General features: G+C 43.6%; 15 protein-coding genes. 6 read left to right on the plus strand and 9 right to left on the minus strand.

Features of this window, described 5'->3' with window-relative positions:
* The first annotated feature begins 210 nt into the window (after positions 1-210).
* Positions 211-1,212 (plus strand): NADPH-dependent aldehyde reductase Ahr, encoded by a 1,002-nt coding sequence (ahr, locus tag JMX75_RS07400; protein ID WP_133104981.1) that lies wholly within the window; start codon positions 211-213, stop codon positions 1,210-1,212.
* A gap of 248 nt (positions 1,213-1,460) precedes the next feature.
* On the opposite strand, the gene glmS is transcribed toward ahr, so the two are convergent.
* The 7 genes from glmS to hisF all read right to left on the minus strand — a co-directional run bounded on the left by glmS (position 1,461) and on the right by hisF (position 9,348).
* Entirely contained in the window at positions 1,461-3,305 is a 1,845-nt protein-coding gene (glmS, locus tag JMX75_RS07405) for a glutamine--fructose-6-phosphate transaminase (isomerizing) (protein ID WP_133104980.1), read from the minus strand.
* 149 nt (positions 3,306-3,454) lie between these two features.
* The gene (gene glmU, locus JMX75_RS07410) at positions 3,455-4,831 is read right to left on the minus strand and encodes a bifunctional UDP-N-acetylglucosamine diphosphorylase/glucosamine-1-phosphate N-acetyltransferase GlmU (RefSeq protein WP_201531853.1); all 1,377 of its coding nucleotides are present in this window, start codon (positions 4,829-4,831) and stop codon (positions 3,455-3,457) included.
* A gap of 96 nt (positions 4,832-4,927) precedes the next feature.
* Entirely contained in the window at positions 4,928-5,506 is a 579-nt protein-coding gene (locus JMX75_RS07415; protein WP_201531855.1) for a phosphatidylglycerophosphatase A, read from the minus strand.
* A 3-nt stretch (positions 5,507-5,509) separates the two neighbouring features.
* The gene (gene thiL, locus JMX75_RS07420; RefSeq protein ID WP_201531856.1) at positions 5,510-6,544 is read right to left on the minus strand and encodes a thiamine-phosphate kinase; all 1,035 of its coding nucleotides are present in this window, start codon (positions 6,542-6,544) and stop codon (positions 5,510-5,512) included.
* Between the two features lie 2 nt (positions 6,545-6,546).
* Positions 6,547-7,608 carry a transcription antitermination factor NusB gene (gene nusB / locus JMX75_RS07425; RefSeq protein ID WP_227673063.1) on the minus strand — a complete coding sequence of 354 codons (1,062 nt, stop codon included), beginning with the start codon at positions 7,606-7,608 and terminating at the stop codon, positions 6,547-6,549.
* A 230-nt stretch (positions 7,609-7,838) separates the two neighbouring features.
* The gene (ribE, locus tag JMX75_RS07430) at positions 7,839-8,360 is read right to left on the minus strand and encodes a 6,7-dimethyl-8-ribityllumazine synthase (protein ID WP_011514697.1); all 522 of its coding nucleotides are present in this window, start codon (positions 8,358-8,360) and stop codon (positions 7,839-7,841) included.
* 205 nt (positions 8,361-8,565) lie between these two features.
* Complete coding sequence (hisF, locus tag JMX75_RS07435; protein ID WP_011514696.1) at positions 8,566-9,348, minus strand: imidazole glycerol phosphate synthase subunit HisF; 783 nt, start codon at positions 9,346-9,348, stop codon at positions 8,566-8,568.
* 188 nt (positions 9,349-9,536) lie between these two features.
* On the opposite strand from hisF, the gene JMX75_RS07440 reads away from it, so the two are divergent.
* Genes JMX75_RS07440 through JMX75_RS07450 form a run of 3 tightly spaced genes read left to right on the plus strand, consistent with a single transcriptional unit; the run spans position 9,537 to position 11,933 of the window.
* The gene (locus JMX75_RS07440) at positions 9,537-10,706 is read left to right on the plus strand and encodes a homoserine kinase (RefSeq protein ID WP_201531858.1); all 1,170 of its coding nucleotides are present in this window, start codon (positions 9,537-9,539) and stop codon (positions 10,704-10,706) included.
* 42 nt (positions 10,707-10,748) lie between these two features.
* Positions 10,749-11,009 (plus strand): hypothetical protein, encoded by a 261-nt coding sequence (locus JMX75_RS07445; RefSeq protein ID WP_011514694.1) that lies wholly within the window; start codon positions 10,749-10,751, stop codon positions 11,007-11,009.
* Positions 11,010-11,933, plus strand: a complete 924-nt coding sequence (locus JMX75_RS07450; protein ID WP_201531860.1) for a class II glutamine amidotransferase — start codon at positions 11,010-11,012, stop codon at positions 11,931-11,933. It begins immediately after the preceding gene.
* 23 nt (positions 11,934-11,956) lie between these two features.
* Here JMX75_RS07450 and JMX75_RS07455 read toward each other — a convergent pair whose 3' ends face one another.
* Complete coding sequence (locus JMX75_RS07455) at positions 11,957-12,520, minus strand: YchJ family protein (RefSeq protein WP_201531862.1); 564 nt, start codon at positions 12,518-12,520, stop codon at positions 11,957-11,959.
* Between the two features lie 42 nt (positions 12,521-12,562).
* Entirely contained in the window at positions 12,563-13,279 is a 717-nt protein-coding gene (locus JMX75_RS07460) for a metal-dependent hydrolase (RefSeq protein ID WP_201531864.1), read from the minus strand.
* Between the two features lie 114 nt (positions 13,280-13,393).
* Here JMX75_RS07460 and JMX75_RS07465 point away from each other — a divergent pair, with 114 nt between their 5' ends.
* Together JMX75_RS07465 and acnA are read left to right on the plus strand one after the other, a co-directional pair.
* On the plus strand, positions 13,394-14,437 hold the full coding sequence (locus JMX75_RS07465; protein WP_201531866.1) for a DUF3025 domain-containing protein: 1,044 nt from the start codon (positions 13,394-13,396) through the stop codon (positions 14,435-14,437).
* Between the two features lie 411 nt (positions 14,438-14,848).
* Positions 14,849-17,656, plus strand: a complete 2,808-nt coding sequence (acnA, locus tag JMX75_RS07470) for an aconitate hydratase AcnA (protein WP_201531867.1) — start codon at positions 14,849-14,851, stop codon at positions 17,654-17,656.
* Positions 17,657-17,726 lie beyond the last annotated feature (70 nt).

Consider the following 17,726-nt stretch of genomic DNA (forward strand, 5'->3'; position numbering starts at 1 on the left):
AAGGTAATGGGCTTTAATTATGGTTCTTTGTATGACGTTAGTCTGAAACTGGTAAGTTTAGTGGTTTAGTTGAGCAAGTCTTTGTTATAGTCGATTCAGTTAAATTTATCAAAGAAACGGTTTATATCGATATTTGGATGCTATCCGTGTCTTTAACATTCCTAGAACTATAAACCAGTTTCTATACATATTAGAAAACAAGGAATAACTATGATTAATGCCTATGCAGCAAAAGAAAAAGGTGGTGAGTTTGTGCCTTATCAATATGATCCTGGCACATTAGGGGATCATGAAGTAGAAATCGAAGTACATAGCTGCGGTATCTGCCATAGCGATCTATCGATGTGGCAAAACGAATGGGGAATGACCCAATATCCGTTTGTAGGTGGGCATGAAGTCGCAGGAAAAGTCCTCGCAAAGGGTAAGCACGTCAAGCACCTAGAGCTTGGCGATAAAGTCGGGCTTGGCTGGCATAAAGGATATTGCAACGTTTGTGATCTATGTATCGGTGGGGACCACAATCTATGCCCTGAGCAAGAAGGTACTATCATTGGTAACCATGGTGGTTTTGCAGATAAAGTACGCGCAAAAGATACTAGCGTTATCAAGATACCTGAAGGGCTTGATTTTAACGCTGTAGGACCGTTGCTATGTGGCGGCGTTACGGTGTTTAATCCGCTTATGCAGTACGACATCACGCCAACCTCAAGAGTAGCTGTTATCGGTATTGGTGGTTTAGGTCATCTAGCGCTTCAATTTGCCAATGCGTGGGGCTGTGAAGTGACGGCATTTACCAGTGAATCGAAAATGGAAGAAGCAAAAGAGATGGGCGCTCATCACTCATTAAACTCAAGAGAGGATAGTGAAATTGAAAAAGCCGCTGGTTCTTTTGATTTAATCATATCAACAGTGAATGTCGATATGAACTGGGATGTCGTGATCAAGACCTTGAGACCAAAAGGTAAGCTACACTTTGTCGGACTGTTAGAAGCTCCATTAGAGATATCAGCTGCACCAATGATTATGGCTCAGAACAGTCTGTCAGGCTCACCAGTTGGATCACCGTCAATCCTGCGAAAAATGTTAGATTTTGCCGCTCGACATAATATTCAGCCAGTGACTGAAACGTACAAAATGTCTGAGATCAATGAAGCATTTGAGCGCCTAGAGAGTGGTAACGCTCGCTATAGAGTGGTATTAGAAAGAGACTAAAAGTCTTTAAAGGTAACGAAGCATAGTTATAGTAGTGATACCTCAAATGATAAATGATGAGGTATCGCTATTTTTTTGTACTGTCATGCTACTTTCTTTAAGCCATTTTTGCTTTTTTTTGAGCGCATAAAAAACCCTTGCTGTGGTATTAAACAACAGCAAGGGCTAATAGTTGAGTCAATAGAATGAATTGTCTAATATGATACTTTATTACTCGCTGACAATAAATATTGCTAAGTTAGTAAACATTATTCGACAGTAACACTCTTGGCTAAGTTACGTGGCTGATCGACATCAGTACCACGCATCACCGCCACATGATATGACAGCAATTGTACTGGCACGCTATAAACAATCGGCGCAAGCGTTTCGCAAACATCTGGCACATACACCACGTGCAATCTATCTGCTGCGACCATTTGACTGGATTCGCTCGCAAAGACAAACAGTTCACCATGACGGGCATGAACTTCTTGCATATTGGCTTTTAGCTTATCAAACATACTGTCTTTAGGTGCTAGCACCACGATAGGCATATCTTTATCAACTAATGCCAATGGTCCGTGCTTCAGCTCGCCTGCTGCATAGCCTTCAGCGTGGATATAAGAGATTTCCTTTAACTTTAATGCGCCTTCTAGAGCAATTGGGAACTGTAAACCACGACCTAGGAATAAGCAGCTTTTCTTATATTCAAAATGCTCACTCATGATCTTGATAGGCGCGTCGAGGTGTAAGCTGGCATGGAGCTGACCCGGTAGTTGTTGCAGTTGACCAAGCAGCGTGCTCAAATTTTCATCAGTCATGCGCTGTTGGGTCACACCTACCTTTAATAACAATAACATCAATGCCGCAAGCTGAGTGGTAAAGGCTTTGGTAGATGCCACGCCAATCTCGGGACCGGCAAGCGTTGGTAAGAAGATATCCGTTTCACGTACCAATGATGAGGTTGGTACATTGCATAATGCTAGACTAACCAGTCCAATAGGAGCCTGTTTTTGAATATCACGTAGTGCAGATAAAGTATCAGCAGTCTCGCCCGACTGAGAAATACAAATCACTAAGGAGTTATCAATGACGACTGGATTGCGATAACGGAACTCACTGGCAACTTCAACTGAGCAAGGCACACGAATAAGACTCTCAAACCAGTATTTTGCGACCAGACCTGAATGATAGCTAGTACCACAAGCGATCACTTGTACGTGCTTAATGCCTTTTAATTGCGTTTCATGACGTTGCAGAAAATCATCACGCAGTTTAGTTGGCTCATCATTATCTAATGCCATCTCGAGAGTGCGAGCGACGGCATCTGGCTGCTCGTAGATTTCTTTGAGCATATAATGCTTAAATTCGCCTTTGTCCGCATTGTGTTGTGCTGCGTCAATTTCATGGATTTGGCGTGTGACCTCGACACCATCAGCGTAAACCTGAATACTGTTACGCGTTAATCGGGCAATATCGCCTTCCTCTAGATACATAAAACGATTGGTCACTGGTAAAAGTGCCAATTGATCGGAGGCGATAAAGTTTTCGCCAATACCGACGCCAATCACTAAAGGAGAGCCTAAACGTACTGTAATAAGCTCTTCTGGGCAATCAATATGGATAACGCCAAGGGCAAATGCGCCATGTAATAAAGGAGTGACAGTGCGAACGGCTTCTAATAAGTCAGGCGTTGCTTTATAGATATCGTTAATGAGATGCGCGACGACTTCGGTATCGGTTTGCGAGGTAAACTCGTACCCTTTGGCAATTAATTCTTCTTTTAGCTCGGCGTAGTTTTCAACGATACCATTATGTACCACAGCAATCTTGCCTGAAACATGCGGATGGGCGTTACGCTGAGCCGGTTCGCCATGCGTTGCCCAGCGTGTATGCGCAATACCAATATGACCATCGAAAAACTCTGGGTTGACTGCGACGGCATCGACTAAGGCCTGAACTTTACCCACTTGGCGCTCACGGTGGAGCTCGCCATCACGAATGACAGTCAGACCAGCAGAATCATAGCCTCTATATTCTAGGCGCTTAAGTCCCTCAAGTAAGATATTGGCGATATTACGCTCAGCCACTGCTCCAACTATTCCGCACATAACTATTCCTTAAATTTAATTATTAGTATTTCTATGTATGACGATGTCTGGTTAATCTATAAATATAAATAAGCAGCACCACAAATCATTGTCGTACTGCTTGAGATTGCTAAGAGCCATTTTTATTTAACTAACTGTCAACGCTGCCATTATTTTTTAGTCGGACGCTTAAAGTCATTTTTCTGTGTTTGACGAGCACGACCAAAGGCTAGTGCATGAGCATCAACGTTTTTAGTAATCACTGAACCAGCTGCCACAGTAGCGGTATCACCAATTTTCACTGGCGCCACTAGACTTGAGTTAGAGCCAATAAAGGCATTATCGTCAATGATGGTTTGTGATTTATTCACACCATCATAATTGCAAGTAATCACACCAGCGCCAACATTGACACCAGTACCAATAGTGGCATCACCAATATAGCTTAGATGATTAACCTTGCTACCATCACCAATTGTTGATTTTTTAATTTCGACAAAATTACCGACTTTGCTGTTGTCAGAGAGTATGGTCTCAGGACGTAAATGCGCAAAAGGACCAATATCTACACCTGCGCCAACTTCAGCGCTATCAATCACGCAATAAGGCTTTATATGACAAGCGTTGCCTATCTGGGCGTTTTTAATGACACAGCCCGCTTCAATATAAACATTATCACCTAAGACACAATCACCCTCAAATACCACACCCACATCGACAAACACGTCCTGACCTGCGCTCAAGGTGCCACGAATATCGACACGAGTAGGGTCAGCGAACTGTACGCCAGCTTCTTGTAAGTCGGCGACAAGTTTACCTTGCCATGTACGCTCTAAGCTAGCAAGTTGTTGACGGTTATTCACGCCTTCAATCTCAAAGGTATGCTCAGGCTCAATCGCTGCAATAGTGATGCCATCAGCAACCGCCATTTTGACAATATCAGTCAGATAGTATTCTTGCTGCGCATTGTCATTTGATAGCTTGGGCAAAAATTTATGCAATAAAGCATTATCGACGCAGTAAATACCGCTATTAATTTCTTGTATCTGCTGCTCATCGCTATTGGCGTCTTTTTGCTCAATAATGGCTTCAATATTGCCATCTTTATCACGTTTAATACGACCGAGACCAAATGGATTATCTACTGTTAGCGTCAACATAGACATGCCGTCAGTATTGGCATCCTGTAGTGTCGCTAAAGTTTGACAGCTAACCAAGGGTACATCACCATAAAGAATGAGGCTTTGTCCATCTTTTGGTAGCTCAGATAGAGTCACTTTGACCGCATGTCCCGTGCCCAACTGCTCAGTTTGGGCAACCCAAGTAATGGGCAAATGCGCATATTGCTGGTCAATGTGATCTTGTACTTGCTCGCCACCAAAACCATGGACAATGATGGTGTCATCAACCGTCAATTGATGGCAAGTGTCTAACACGTGACCTAGCAATGACTTGCCAGCCAATGTCTGTAGAACTTTTGGCTTGGCCGACTGCATACGCGTGCCTTTACCAGCAGCGAGGATGATTACCGAAAGAGGAGATGTCATAATAGCCTACAAATGTAACAAAATATAAGGTCGAATTATAGCGCAGATTGCTAGGTAACTAAAACGCTATGTCGTGACAACTTTGTAATGGCGTGATTAAGTGATAATTATGTAAATAACTATCCAAACAGCTGCTGCCATAATACCTGCAATGATGTCATCGAGCATAATACCTAGACCGCCAGCGACTTTTTTATCTGCCCATCCAATGGGTGGTGGCTTAATGATGTCAAAAAAGCGAAAAAGTATAAAGATCATGATCAGAGCAGCGACAGAAAAAGGTTGCGAGATATTGTGCCAAAAATTACCGTCAGCAATACCTATATAAGACAACGGCAATAAGGTAATCCATATACCTGCCCACTCATCCCAGACGATATGTGGGTCATCATGACCGCCCATCAAATCTGAGGTGCGACCACATATCCAGATACCAATGATACAAGATAAAAGTGTAATAATTAAAAATGGTATAAAACCTAAGCTTAGCAGCGGTATTGCAACAGTTAAGCCGCCAACCGTACCCCAAGTGCCGGGCGCCCGGCGAGGTAAACCACTGCCCAAGCCGATACCGAGCCAATAAACTGCGCGGTCAAGCATGGTGGCGTTGACTGGCAGAGGAGGGCAATCATTGGCTTTACGGATATCGGGCTTAACTAGGTCGTGATCGGTCATGGGTTAACCTGCAAAATGTTGGTAACCCGTAAGATTGGGCCAAGTAATAAACGGTGAGGGATGGGTGGGTGTCACTGGCTGATCTTGATAATAAAGTTCAGGACGTTTATGCGCCGCATTATCTGTATTTCTATCACTCGCCAATGCAATCACATTACCAATGTAAGTCACAGGCGTATTAACGTCGGTACAAGAAGACGGCTCGATATGGGGAGGCAAGGTAAAAGCCAACTCATAATCATCGCCACCAGCCAGTTGACACAATAGCCGCTCAGATACATCGATACTAGCTAAAGGGTTGCTGGTAGGAAGAGCTTCCAAATTAAGTCTCATAGCGATGCCGCTTTGCTCGCAGATATGACCAAGATCTTGATAAAGACCATCAGAGATATCTATCATTGACGTTGCACCGATTTGTGCTAGTGCTGCACCTAAGCTAATACGTGGTGTTGGCATATGAAGTCGATGCGCAAGTTCAATGCCGATAGCATTATCAGGGTGCTGTAAGGCATAAGCGGCATCACCAAGTGTACCTGATACATAAATTTTATCACCGACTTGCGCACCTGAGCGATAGACAGCTGGAGTATCTGCGGCAAGCAGCCCTTGGGCACTAACACTTAACACTAAGCTATCATTATGGGTCGTATCGCCGCCTATCAAGGTCACACCAAATAACTGGCAAGCATGAAATAAACCTTTGGCAAACTCAGTCAGCCACTGACTATTAGCAAGGCGCTGAGGTAATGCTAATGCCAGTAAAATGCTATGCGGGGTGGCACCCATAGCCGCGATATCAGAGACGTTAACTGCCACAGCTTTATAACCAATGGCAAATGCTAACTTGTTAACCTGATCCCAGTCTTCACTAAAGTGACGACCTTGAACGAGTGTGTCAATACAGCTGACCAAGCGCGCGCCTTGTGGCAGTGCCATGACTGCTGCATCATCACCGATGCCCTTTTCGACAGCGTTAGATGATGACTGAGTGGCTTGCATTTGCGAAAATATACGCTCAATCAGCTCAAATTCATTCATGGCTAGTCTTTGCTTTTTTCATCAGCATCATTTAATTCAGCACTTTTGGTATCAAAATCAACGCTATTCGAGTCAAGTAATTCGACCTCTGCTGTAACTTTGTCATTGCTAGCAGCGATGTTTTCTTCTACTGGCTGATCATTGGCAATGTTTTCGGCAGTAACGGCAATCTCGTCTGCTTTATCAACGATGACTGTTTCGATGCTAGTCGGCTTAATAATAATTTCTTCAACCGTATTTTGAGTATCGTTCTGCTTACTGGCTTTGTAATCAGTAATATTTGCCAAAGCTTTACTGACACTATTGCGTTTAACACTGGCATTATTAGCACTGATACGTGGTTTATTTGATGCTGTTGGTTTTTCTTCGATATCACTATTATTAGCATTGATATCTGTGTTTTTATCCGCTTTAGTAACAGGCTTAGTTGCTGCTTTTTGTGAGGTGCGAAGATTGGCTTTGCTATCCGCTTCTACTTCGGCAGCACGTAGCTCAACTGCCATTCTATCTAAGACGGCATTAATCAGTTTATGTGCATCGGTTGCGCCAAAATGATTGTTTAGCTTCATCGCTTCATCAAGTACCACTTTGTACGGAATTTCTAAACGATTTTGTAGCTCATAAGCGCCAACCAAAAGAATGGCATGTTCAACCGTATCGAGTTTATTGATTTCACGATCTAGATGCTGGCTAATAAGCGCATCTAAGGCATCAATCTGCTCTGGGATATCACGCATCATTTCATGATAGTAGCCAATATGTACAGTATGCATGGCATTAGTCGCGCGTGTACGAGCAGCAATATCGTGCGGGGCATTGGCTTTCCAGCCAAGCTTGCCATCGATATCAAAACGGCGGTCAGTAACCAGCCATTCATATAGACCTTGCATAGCAAAGCGGCGTGCCTTACGGATAGCGGTGTGACTGGTCTTATAAGAAGACTCACTCATATCAAAGGTTTGATCGCCCGCACTGCTGCTCGCGATGCGCGTGGCTTCAGCTTGTTGGTCATTAACTTGTGCGGTTTGTGCAGCGCTAATAGCGCGCTTGAGTTGGTCAGTCATAAGGGGTCTATACCTAGTTTTTGAGATAATAAGTTTAAAAATAAAATGTTAAATAGTGGTCGACTCGCAAATGTTGCTAGTCAGTCTTGGAGATGAATGTTCGATAATCACTTAAAATATTAATGCTAATGCTATTGTAAAGTGCTGAGGGCTATCGTTATAACCATAGCCCCATTTCAAACAATAAATAATAATTTTATACTCATAAATGCGGCTAACAGTGAGTGCAATTAAGCGTCTTCGCTGCCATCATCAATGTCTAACTGTGATAACACAGCAAGCATTTCTAGTACAACCATCGCTGCTTCTGAACCTTTATTACCAGCTTTAGTACCAGCACGCTCAATCGCTTGCTCGATGCTGTCAGTAGTCAATACGCCGTTTGCTACTGGAATATTATAGTCAATGGCAACACTGCTTAAACCTTTAGCAGATTCGCTTGCGACAAAGTCAAAATGCGGCGTGCTACCACGGATAATCGCACCCAAAGCAACGATAGCGTCAAAGCGATCAGACTCAGCAGCGCGCTGTGCAACCAATGGCAACTCAAACGCACCTGGCACACGAATCACAGTAATATTACTACCCAATACGCCATGACGAAGCAATGCATCAATCGCACCATCAACCAATGACTCAACGACAAAACCATTAAAACGACCGACGACGATACCGATACGCACGTCCTCGTTTTGATGTAAATTGCCATCAATATGGGTCACGTCATTGCGTTGCTGTTGTAAATTTGACATAAAAAATCCTTTGCCGAATGGGCTATTAATAGAAGTATAAGAATCTAAGTATTAGGAATCTAAATATATTGCTAGGTTCAAATCGCTTATTTAATTGGCTAGTGAGCAGATAAATAGGCAGTAAAATGAACGAAAACCAAATGATAATAAGCAGTTAGCGCTATGATAACATTTTTTTCTGCTATATTTGTATTTTACCAACGTCTTACAAACGCATTTGTATACCTTGCGCTGCCATATATGCTTTGGCTTCTTGAACGGTATACTCACCAAAGTGAAAAATACTGGCAGCAAGGACGGCATCGACGCCGCCTTCTAATACGCCTTCAGCTAAATGCTGTAAATTACCGACGCCGCCTGAAGCAATGACCGGTACATTTACACGACTGGTAATTTGCTTCATGAGCGCCAAATCGTAACCTTTTTTGGTGCCATCGCCATCCATAGAAGTCACCAATAATTCACCGGCGCCAAGCTCAGCCATTTTGCTTGCCCAAGCGACGGCATCAATGCCCGTTGGCTTACGACCGCCGTGGGTAAATATTTCCCAACGCGGCATGATAATGCCATCAACCTCGATATCAGCAACGCGCTTGGCATCGATAGCAACGACGATACATTGATTGCCAAATTTCTGCGAGGCTTCACCGACGAACTCAGGGGTAAATACCGCAGCAGAATTAATCGCTACTTTATCCGCGCCTGCATTAAGCAAATTACGAATATCGGCAATTTTACGCACACCGCCGCCGACAGTTAATGGCACAAATACCGTTTCCGCCATACGTTCTACCGTATGATAAGTGGTGTCACGCTCGTCATTGGTCGCAGTAATGTCCAAAAAAGTAATCTCATCGGCGCCTTGTTCATTGTAGCGTTTGGCCACTTCGACAGGGTCACCTGCATCTTTAATATCGACAAATTGTACGCCTTTGACCACGCGCCCATTATCAACGTCCAAACAAGGGATGATACGCTTTGCTAACATAGGGTCTTTCACCTTATAATCAATTCATTCTATAAGCGCTAGTCTAGCAAAATCACTGCCATCTCAGGCAGGTTTTCGCAAGATTAATGTGCTTTTTGCCAAAGTTTATCTATAAGCGGTGTAATCGTCGCCATCACCGTCTATATTTATCCTATTTACCTTTATTTAATTGCCATAAGTGAGATGTCATGTCCGTCTATACCCAGTTAACCGATGACCAATTTGCTACCTTTTGCCAACGTTTTGGCGTATCGTTCGCCCGTGCCATTCCGATTACCCAAGGTATCAAAAACTCTAACTGGTTTATTCAGACGACTGATGATGTAGATGGTGCACACTCTTATGTATTTACCTTGTTTGAAGAGCGTCCACCAGAAGACATCGAAAAAATGGCGGTTATCTTAAACCAATTAGATGGTAAATTGCCGGTAGCGGCGCCATTATCATTAGTTGATAGCGCAGAAAAATGTTATGTCATACGTTATGACAATAAAGCCATTACGCTAGTGCCATGTTTGGCAGGCTCTCATCCACAGCAGACTACGCAAGCGATGTGCCATGAAATTGGCGCATCTTTGGCAGTATTGCATGAAACGCTACAACAGCTACAGCCTGCGGAAGAATATGGCGTGCCATTATACCCATGGAGCGATGTACGCGACCGTGAAATGCAGTTTATGCCAGCTGACGAAGCCAAACTCATGAGCGATATTTGGCAGTCTTATACGAATTTGCCGCTTGCCAGCATGCCAAAAGGCTTATGTCATTTAGATATGTTTGCTGATAACACGCTATGGAACTTATCGTTAAATAATAGCCAAAAAGGTGAAGAGCGTCTGACTGGGTTATTAGATTTCACCGAAGTCAGCGTCGAACACTATGTGATGGATATTGCCATTACCATTAATGACTTTTGTACTACTTGGGGTATGGCTGAACAAGGCGAGTCGGTGAATTTTGACCGCAGCAAAATGGTGGCTTTTTTGCAAGGCTATGAGTCGAAACGCATGCTCGGTGAAGATGAAAAGCATGCACTACCTGTTATGCTCGCAAAAGCTGCGGTGATTTTTTGGCTATTACGTCTCAACGTCATCCATTATAACCGTACCGAAGGTCGTACCGGTGATAACATCATGGTCAAAAACCCTGACTTGATGAAGCGTCTAGCCGCTTATCATTGGTCACATGTTGAAAAAGCACAAAATACGGTATTTGTACTGTTAGCTATTAATAATAAGATCGAAAAGCCGATAGCCGGTGTGTTTAGCAGTATTACGCAAGCTGAGCAAACATGTGATAGTTTAGGTAATAGCAGCGATTTTATTATTAAAGAATATACGCTCGATCAATTAGTATAATTTTTTTGAGCATTCCTGTATCAAAAATATAAAGGCGACCTCATGACCGATCAAGTTGATAACTGGCACAAACTGGCACGCTACGATACCAATATCCAAGGTGAGTTACATGCCAATTTGCTACGTAATAATGATATTACTGTTTCTCTACAACCGCTGAGTGCGATGCCTGGTATGAATTCTGGCATCGTGCTTTGGGTACAAGATACCGATTTGGTGCATGCAAAACGCATTTTGGATAGTATTGATAAGGATGCAGCAAGCTTGCCTGAAACAGACGATGATAACGGCGGTACTCTATAAATGTGTCAACTTTTAGGTATGAACTGTAATACGCCAACCGATATCGGTTTTAGCTTTGCAGGCTTCCGTCGTCGCGGCGGCATGACAGACAGTCATGAAGATGGTTTTGGTATTGCATTTTTTGAGCGTAGCGAATGTACTAATAGTGACAGCTCTAATAGTGAAAAGTCGGACAATGCCTCGACTGGTCTACGCTTATTCCATGACAATCGCCCAAGCCATTTATCGCCCGTTGCTGATTTGGTTAATAATTATCCAATCAAAGCGATGAATGTTATCGCACATATTCGTAAAGCAACCCAAGGTCAGAATTGTTTGGCGAATACCCATCCTTTTGTCCGTGAAGTCTGGGGTGAGCAGTGGGTATTTGCGCATAATGGACAGATGAATAGCGAATTTATTAAACGCTGCCAGCGCCTGCAAGACAATGGTAATGCCTCACATTGCCAACCAGTCGGTACAACTGATTCTGAAATGGCATTCTGTTATCTGGTCAATCGCCTGAAAAGTAGCTTTAAAACTCGTCCGGATGACAAAACGCTGTTTAACTTTTTGACGACTCAATGTCGCTATTTATCTGCCAATGGTTTGTTTAATTGCCTCATATCGAATGGTCGTTGGCAGATGGCGTATGCGGGCAGTTTATTGTTCTATCTGACGCGAAAAGCACCATTTGGTGAAGCAAAATTGGCTGATGATGACTTGGCGATTAACTTTGGTGATGTGACTACCGATACCGATAAAGTCACGATACTAGTGACCGTGCCATTGACTGAAAATGAAAAATGGCAACAGTTGGCAGTCAATGAATGCCTGATATTCCAAGATGGGGATGTCATTTATAAAGACAGTCCAAGCCAGCGTAAGTTTTTGACCATTGAAGAAGGGATTGCAGTAGCGCGCGCTGTTGGGGCGAGTGTTTAGGAATAGCGAATATTAGATGTTAATTAAATATAAACCCCACAACAACGCTTAAATTTCTCACCCGAACCGCAAATACACGGCTGTTTTTGGGTTATAGTCATTTCTACTGTTGGGTCGAGGAAGTACCAACGCGCATCGTTGTTCGCTTTGTCTGTTACTTTTACAAAGGCAGACAATTCATGATGCGCCTGCAAGCCATCATCTTCATTATCAGAGACATTAAAGTAAGCTTTAAATTCAACTTGCGCATGACGTTTACCTAGCTTTGGCGTGTGCGCGACGATTTCCAATCCTGCCCAGTTCGTCTCCTTTGCCCAACTCTCAATCGAATGGATATCAAGTAATGCTTGCTGCGCGGGTAGTGTAGTCTTGACGATATAGTTTGGCTTGACCAACACAAACGCACTATAACGCGACCGCATGAGGCGTTCAGCAGTTTCTGCTTTTATGCCGTCAGCTTTATCAGTTTCTTCGCTCAATAAACTGTCATGGTAAGGCTGGCAGCAATCTTGATAAAGTAGCGGCGCGCTAATGTCATCCGATGACGGGTTCATTTGGCAAGGGCAGGTCTGTAGAGAAATTGACATTATTTACTCAAGTTATTATTCGTTTTGATAGCTTCATAAGTTTTAATTTAGCCAGTTTTTTATCAATTCTGGCCATAGACCGATTTTAAGCTTTGCCCAAGGGGCGGGGTCACATAGCTGCTGCCAAAATTCATCAAATGGTGGCGCAAAATATACCAAGAGCGCAAGGATGACGTACAGTAGCAGATACCACCATTTATCTTTATGCTGATAGAACTTCATCGCCGTACCCGATGAGCGCTTCATTTTCATATTGGATAAATTCACACTATATAATTCATCTAATGCCAAATGCACCATGGCGCCGCCGAATAAAAATAAGCCGTAAAACCAGCTAACCGTCAACGGTAAGTTTAAAATATCGTAGCTGATATAGGTCATTCCAAGCCCCATTATCGCCATGTAGGGCACCGAGTGAATGACACCGCGATGCACGGTCATATTGGTAAAAATCGAAAATACCACATAACGCATAAAGCCGTAGCCGGCTAACCATAAGGCTATCAACGCCAGTAAACTCAGCTCACTACGCCAATGCATCACCAGACCAAAGGCAAAAATAAACGAGGTAATATTAAAACCAAGTTTAATCGGCGTCGAGTTATCTGAATCTAAATCAGGCAGCAACCCACCGATGGTACCGAGCGCCACACACATCAAAAAACCTGAATCCTCAATCAAGCCAGCTTTATAAACCGTTAGACTCAGCGTACCACTGACCATGAATGCGACATTTAAGTGGGTGTTAAAATTTGCCATAAAAACTCATCAATAAGTAGCGCACGAAAACGTCATTTCGAGCGGCTCGTCTAGCCGTAAAAAAGCGCTCCATGATACCATAGCCAAGCCAGCCGTCTAATAGAGATAGTCAATATGACCGCCACTGATTTACCTGCCAAGCCTAATAACAATATTTGCAACGCTCCTTTCGATGTGCCTGTTAATGCATCTGTTGAAGCTGCTATTAATAACCCGTCTGCATGTGATAGTCAGCTTGATGACTGCTTTGCTACTATTGACTGGCAAGCGCCATGGCTGTGTCACTTAAATCAGTTAGATTATGTAAGTCACGCCATTACTCAGCTAAGTGGCTTAAAAAATGAGCCTGCTCAGACAGATATAATTGAGAATACGCCTGATATTATCGCCAAGGTTTTAAATACAGCGTTGCAGCAACAGGCTGATGAATTACGTCAGCTATTACCGAAAACCAAACCTGCACTAAATAATAAAGCCCAAACCTTACGATTTGTCTCACAAAATGCGTTGCCAGCAGGCGAAGCATACGAGAGTTTTATCGGTACGACTGGTAATATTCCGACCCGTAATAATTTGCATGATTTATTTAACGGCAGCATTTGGCTAACCTTTCCTAAGACCAAAGCCCTGCTGAATTATTATCATATGCTTGAAATCGAACAACAAGGTATTGGTGCCAGTCGCGGGCGTGTCCGCGATACCATTACCGTACTTGATGAGAACGGCGCGATTTTAGTGACAGCAGAGCCTAGTATTGGTGAGGCACTAGTGGATTTTGACTGGCAAAAAAGTTTGGTAGAACCGCGTGAGCAGTGGGATAAGCCAAAGCAATCGAATAACCACTCTCGGGCGGCGGTTTATATTTTTGGTCATGCACTATTAGAGAAGCTACTTCAGCCGCGCAAGGCATTATGCGCCCATAGTATTGTTATTTATGTGACGCCAGATTTTTTTGTCTTATCGCTATCTGAGCGTATTAGTCATTTGGATCAGAAAGTAGCTGATTATATGGAGGCATTATTATCACAACCGGATGTGACACCGCGCAAACTGTCTCCATTGCCTATTTTGGGTGTGCCGCATTTTTGGGCTGAAAATGCCAAGCCTAACTTTTATGATGATAGCCAAGTGTTTCGCAGTGGTCGCCGTCAAAAATAAAAAGATAAGGGAATACCTTACGAGTTAACCGTTAATGCTTAACCGCTAAAGCATTGTTACGTTTACGATTGTGCCACGATTTGCCTACGTCTAGACGTTAACAAAGCTCGGGTTATTTGTTATGGTAAAAGGACGTTACTGTTAAATACTAAAGATATGCTTATGTCTTTTGTTACCTAAGATTTTGTTAGTATAAAAATACAGCGGTCTATTTTTCTTAGCAACTCTTATGAATCATTAATTTGAGTTGTTAATAACAGCTACTAAAGTTAGCCATTAAATTCATTTAGTAAAAATTTAAGCACTATTATTTAGCCACCAATTATCAGCATAAATGCTTATTGATTGATAGTCATATTAGTTCAAGAGTCATTTATGTTCAGGATCTATAACAACGATAAGGAAGCTACCATGAGTGATATTTTTAATGTAAAAGACACCATTACGGTCGATAGCAAGGACCATACCTATTATAGTCTGCCCAAGCTAACCGAGACTTTTGAGCACATCAGAAAGTTACCATTTTGCATGAAAGTCGTTTTAGAAAACTTATTGCGTAATGAAGATGACGGGCAGTCTGTTGGCAAAAATCACATCGAAGCGGTCGCCAATTGGGATGCAGGCGCAGAAGCGTCAAAAGAAATAGCCTTTATGCCAGCCCGTGTTGTCCTGCAAGATTTTACTGGTGTGCCATCGGTAGTCGATTTGGCAGCGATGCGTGATGCCGTCGTTGAGCTTGGCGGCAAAGCTGAGCAAATTAACCCGTTTATCCCAAGTGAATTGGTCGTCGATCACTCAGTACAAGTCGATGCTTATGGCCGCGAAGATGCCATAGATCTTAACGAAAAGATTGAGTTTAAGCGTAATAATGAGCGCTATGAATTTCTGCATTGGGGCAAGAATGCCTTTAAAAACTTCGTTGTCGTGCCACCAGCCACAGGTATTGTGCATCAGGTTAACTTAGAGTACTTGGCCCGTGTGGTAATGGCTGCTGATGTCGACGGTGAGTTGACCGCTTATCCTGATACGGTATTTGGTACTGACAGTCATACTACTATGATTAATGGTATTGGTGTACTTGGTTGGGGCGTGGGCGGTATTGAAGCGGAAGCGGCAATGCTCGGTCAGCCATCATCAATGCTCATTCCACAAGTGGTTGGTTTTGAGCTAAAAGGTAAGTTAACCGAAGGCGTTACTGCAACAGATTTGGTATTGCGTGTGGTTGAAATGCTGCGTGCGCATGGCGTGGTTGGTAAGTTCGTCGAATTTTATGGCGAAGGCTTACATAGTATGCCACTGGCTGACCGTGCAACGATTGCCAATATGTCACCAGAATATGGTGCAACGTGCGGTATTTTCCCGATTGACCAAATGGCGATTGATTATCTACGTCTATCAGGTCGTGATGAAGCCCAAATAGAGTTGGTTGAAAAATATGCCAAGGCGCAAGGCTTATGGCATGATGCAGATACGCCAGCAGCGACCTACTCAAGTAAGTTGGAATTGGATTTATCATCAGTACAGCCCGCACTTGCCGGTCCGAACTTGCCACAACAGCGTATTAATTTATCTGATATGCATGAAAAATTTGGCGAAACCTTGACGGCGATGACCAAAGACCGTAAGAAAGAAGTTGAAGCCAAGGTTCGCTTCGATGAAGAAGGCGGTAAGCAAGAGCAAGCAAAAACGCTCGCGGCAAAACCTAATCCTTTTTGCGCTGAAGGCAGTACTTATTGCACGGTCAAAATCGAAGACGAAGAGTATAGATTGCGTGATGGTTCTGTCGTTATCGCGGCGATTACTTCTTGTACCAATACCTCAAACCCAGCAGTGATGATTGGCGCAGGTTTGGTGGCGAAAAAAGCCGCTGCAAAAGGTCTAACGGCTAAACCATGGGTTAAAACTTCACTGGCTCCAGGGTCAAAAGTAGTAACTGATTACCTTGAAAAAGCCAAATTGATGGATGAGCTAGAGAAAATAGGCTTCTACCTAGTTGGTTATGGCTGTACCACTTGTATCGGTAACTCAGGTCCGTTATTAGGGGCGATTGAAGGGGCTATCGAAGAAGGTGATTTGGTTGCCGCTGCTGTACTATCAGGTAACCGTAACTTTGAAGGTCGTATTCACTCACATGTAAAAGCCAGCTACTTGGCGTCACCGCCATTGGTTGTTGCTTATGCCCTAGCAGGTACTGTCGATATTGACTTGACCACGCATCCGCTAGGACAAGACCAAGAAGGCAATGATGTATTCCTAAAAGACATCTGGCCAACGTCAGAAGAAATTAACGAGCTAATTGCCAATAATATCGACGCGGATATGTTCCGTAAAAACTATGGCGAAGTGTTTGACGGTAGTGCAGCATGGAACGCCATTAGCTCAGCCGATAGCCAGCTGTATCCATGGAGCGAAGAGTCTACGTACATTAAGAACCCACCGTTCTTTGATGGCATGACCATGGAGCCGGAAGGTATCCCTGATATCGAAGGCGCGCGTATCTTAGGGTTGTTCGGTGATTCAATCACCACCGATCATATCTCACCAGCTGGTAATATCGATGCTGATTCTCCTGCGGGCAAGTACTTGCAAGGGCGTGGTGTGATGGAAGCTGACTTCAACAGTTATGGCTCACGCCGTGGTAATGATGCGGTCATGACTCGTGGTACTTTTGCCAATATCCGTATCAAAAACGCCATGATGGCGGGCAAAGAGGGCGGTTATACCTATTACTTCAACGGTGATAGTGCCACGTTACAAGATGGTCAAGAAATGGCTATCTATGATGCGGCGATGAAGTATAAAGAAGACAAACGTCCGCTCGTGGTACTTGGCGGTGCAGAATATGGTTCTGGCTCTAGCCGTGACTGGGCCGCGAAGGGAACGATTCTACTCGGTGTAAAAGCGGTACTGACCAGCTCGTTTGAGCGTATTCACCGCTCAAACCTAGTCGGTATGGGTGTCTTGCCATTGACCTTTAAAGATGGTGAAAATGCAGCGACCTATAATCTAGATGGTTCTGAAGTCCTTAGTATCACAGGTCTAGATAATGGCGAAAGCAAAACCGCGAAAGTTACGGCCATACGTGCCGATGGCTCAACTGAGAGCTTTGATGTGAATGTCATGCTACAGACGCCAAAAGAGCGCGAGTATGTGCGTCATGGCGGTGTATTGCACTATGTGCTACGTCAACTGGCAGCTGAGAGCAAAGACGCTGCGTAATAATTGATTAGACTTAGTATGACAAAGAGCCCAATCATATGATTGGGCTCTTTTATGCAATATTATCGTG

This window comes from Psychrobacter sp. LFX-11D (genome assembly GCF_904846475.1).
Classification (GTDB): Bacteria; Pseudomonadota; Gammaproteobacteria; order Pseudomonadales; family Moraxellaceae; genus Psychrobacter; species Psychrobacter cryohalolentis.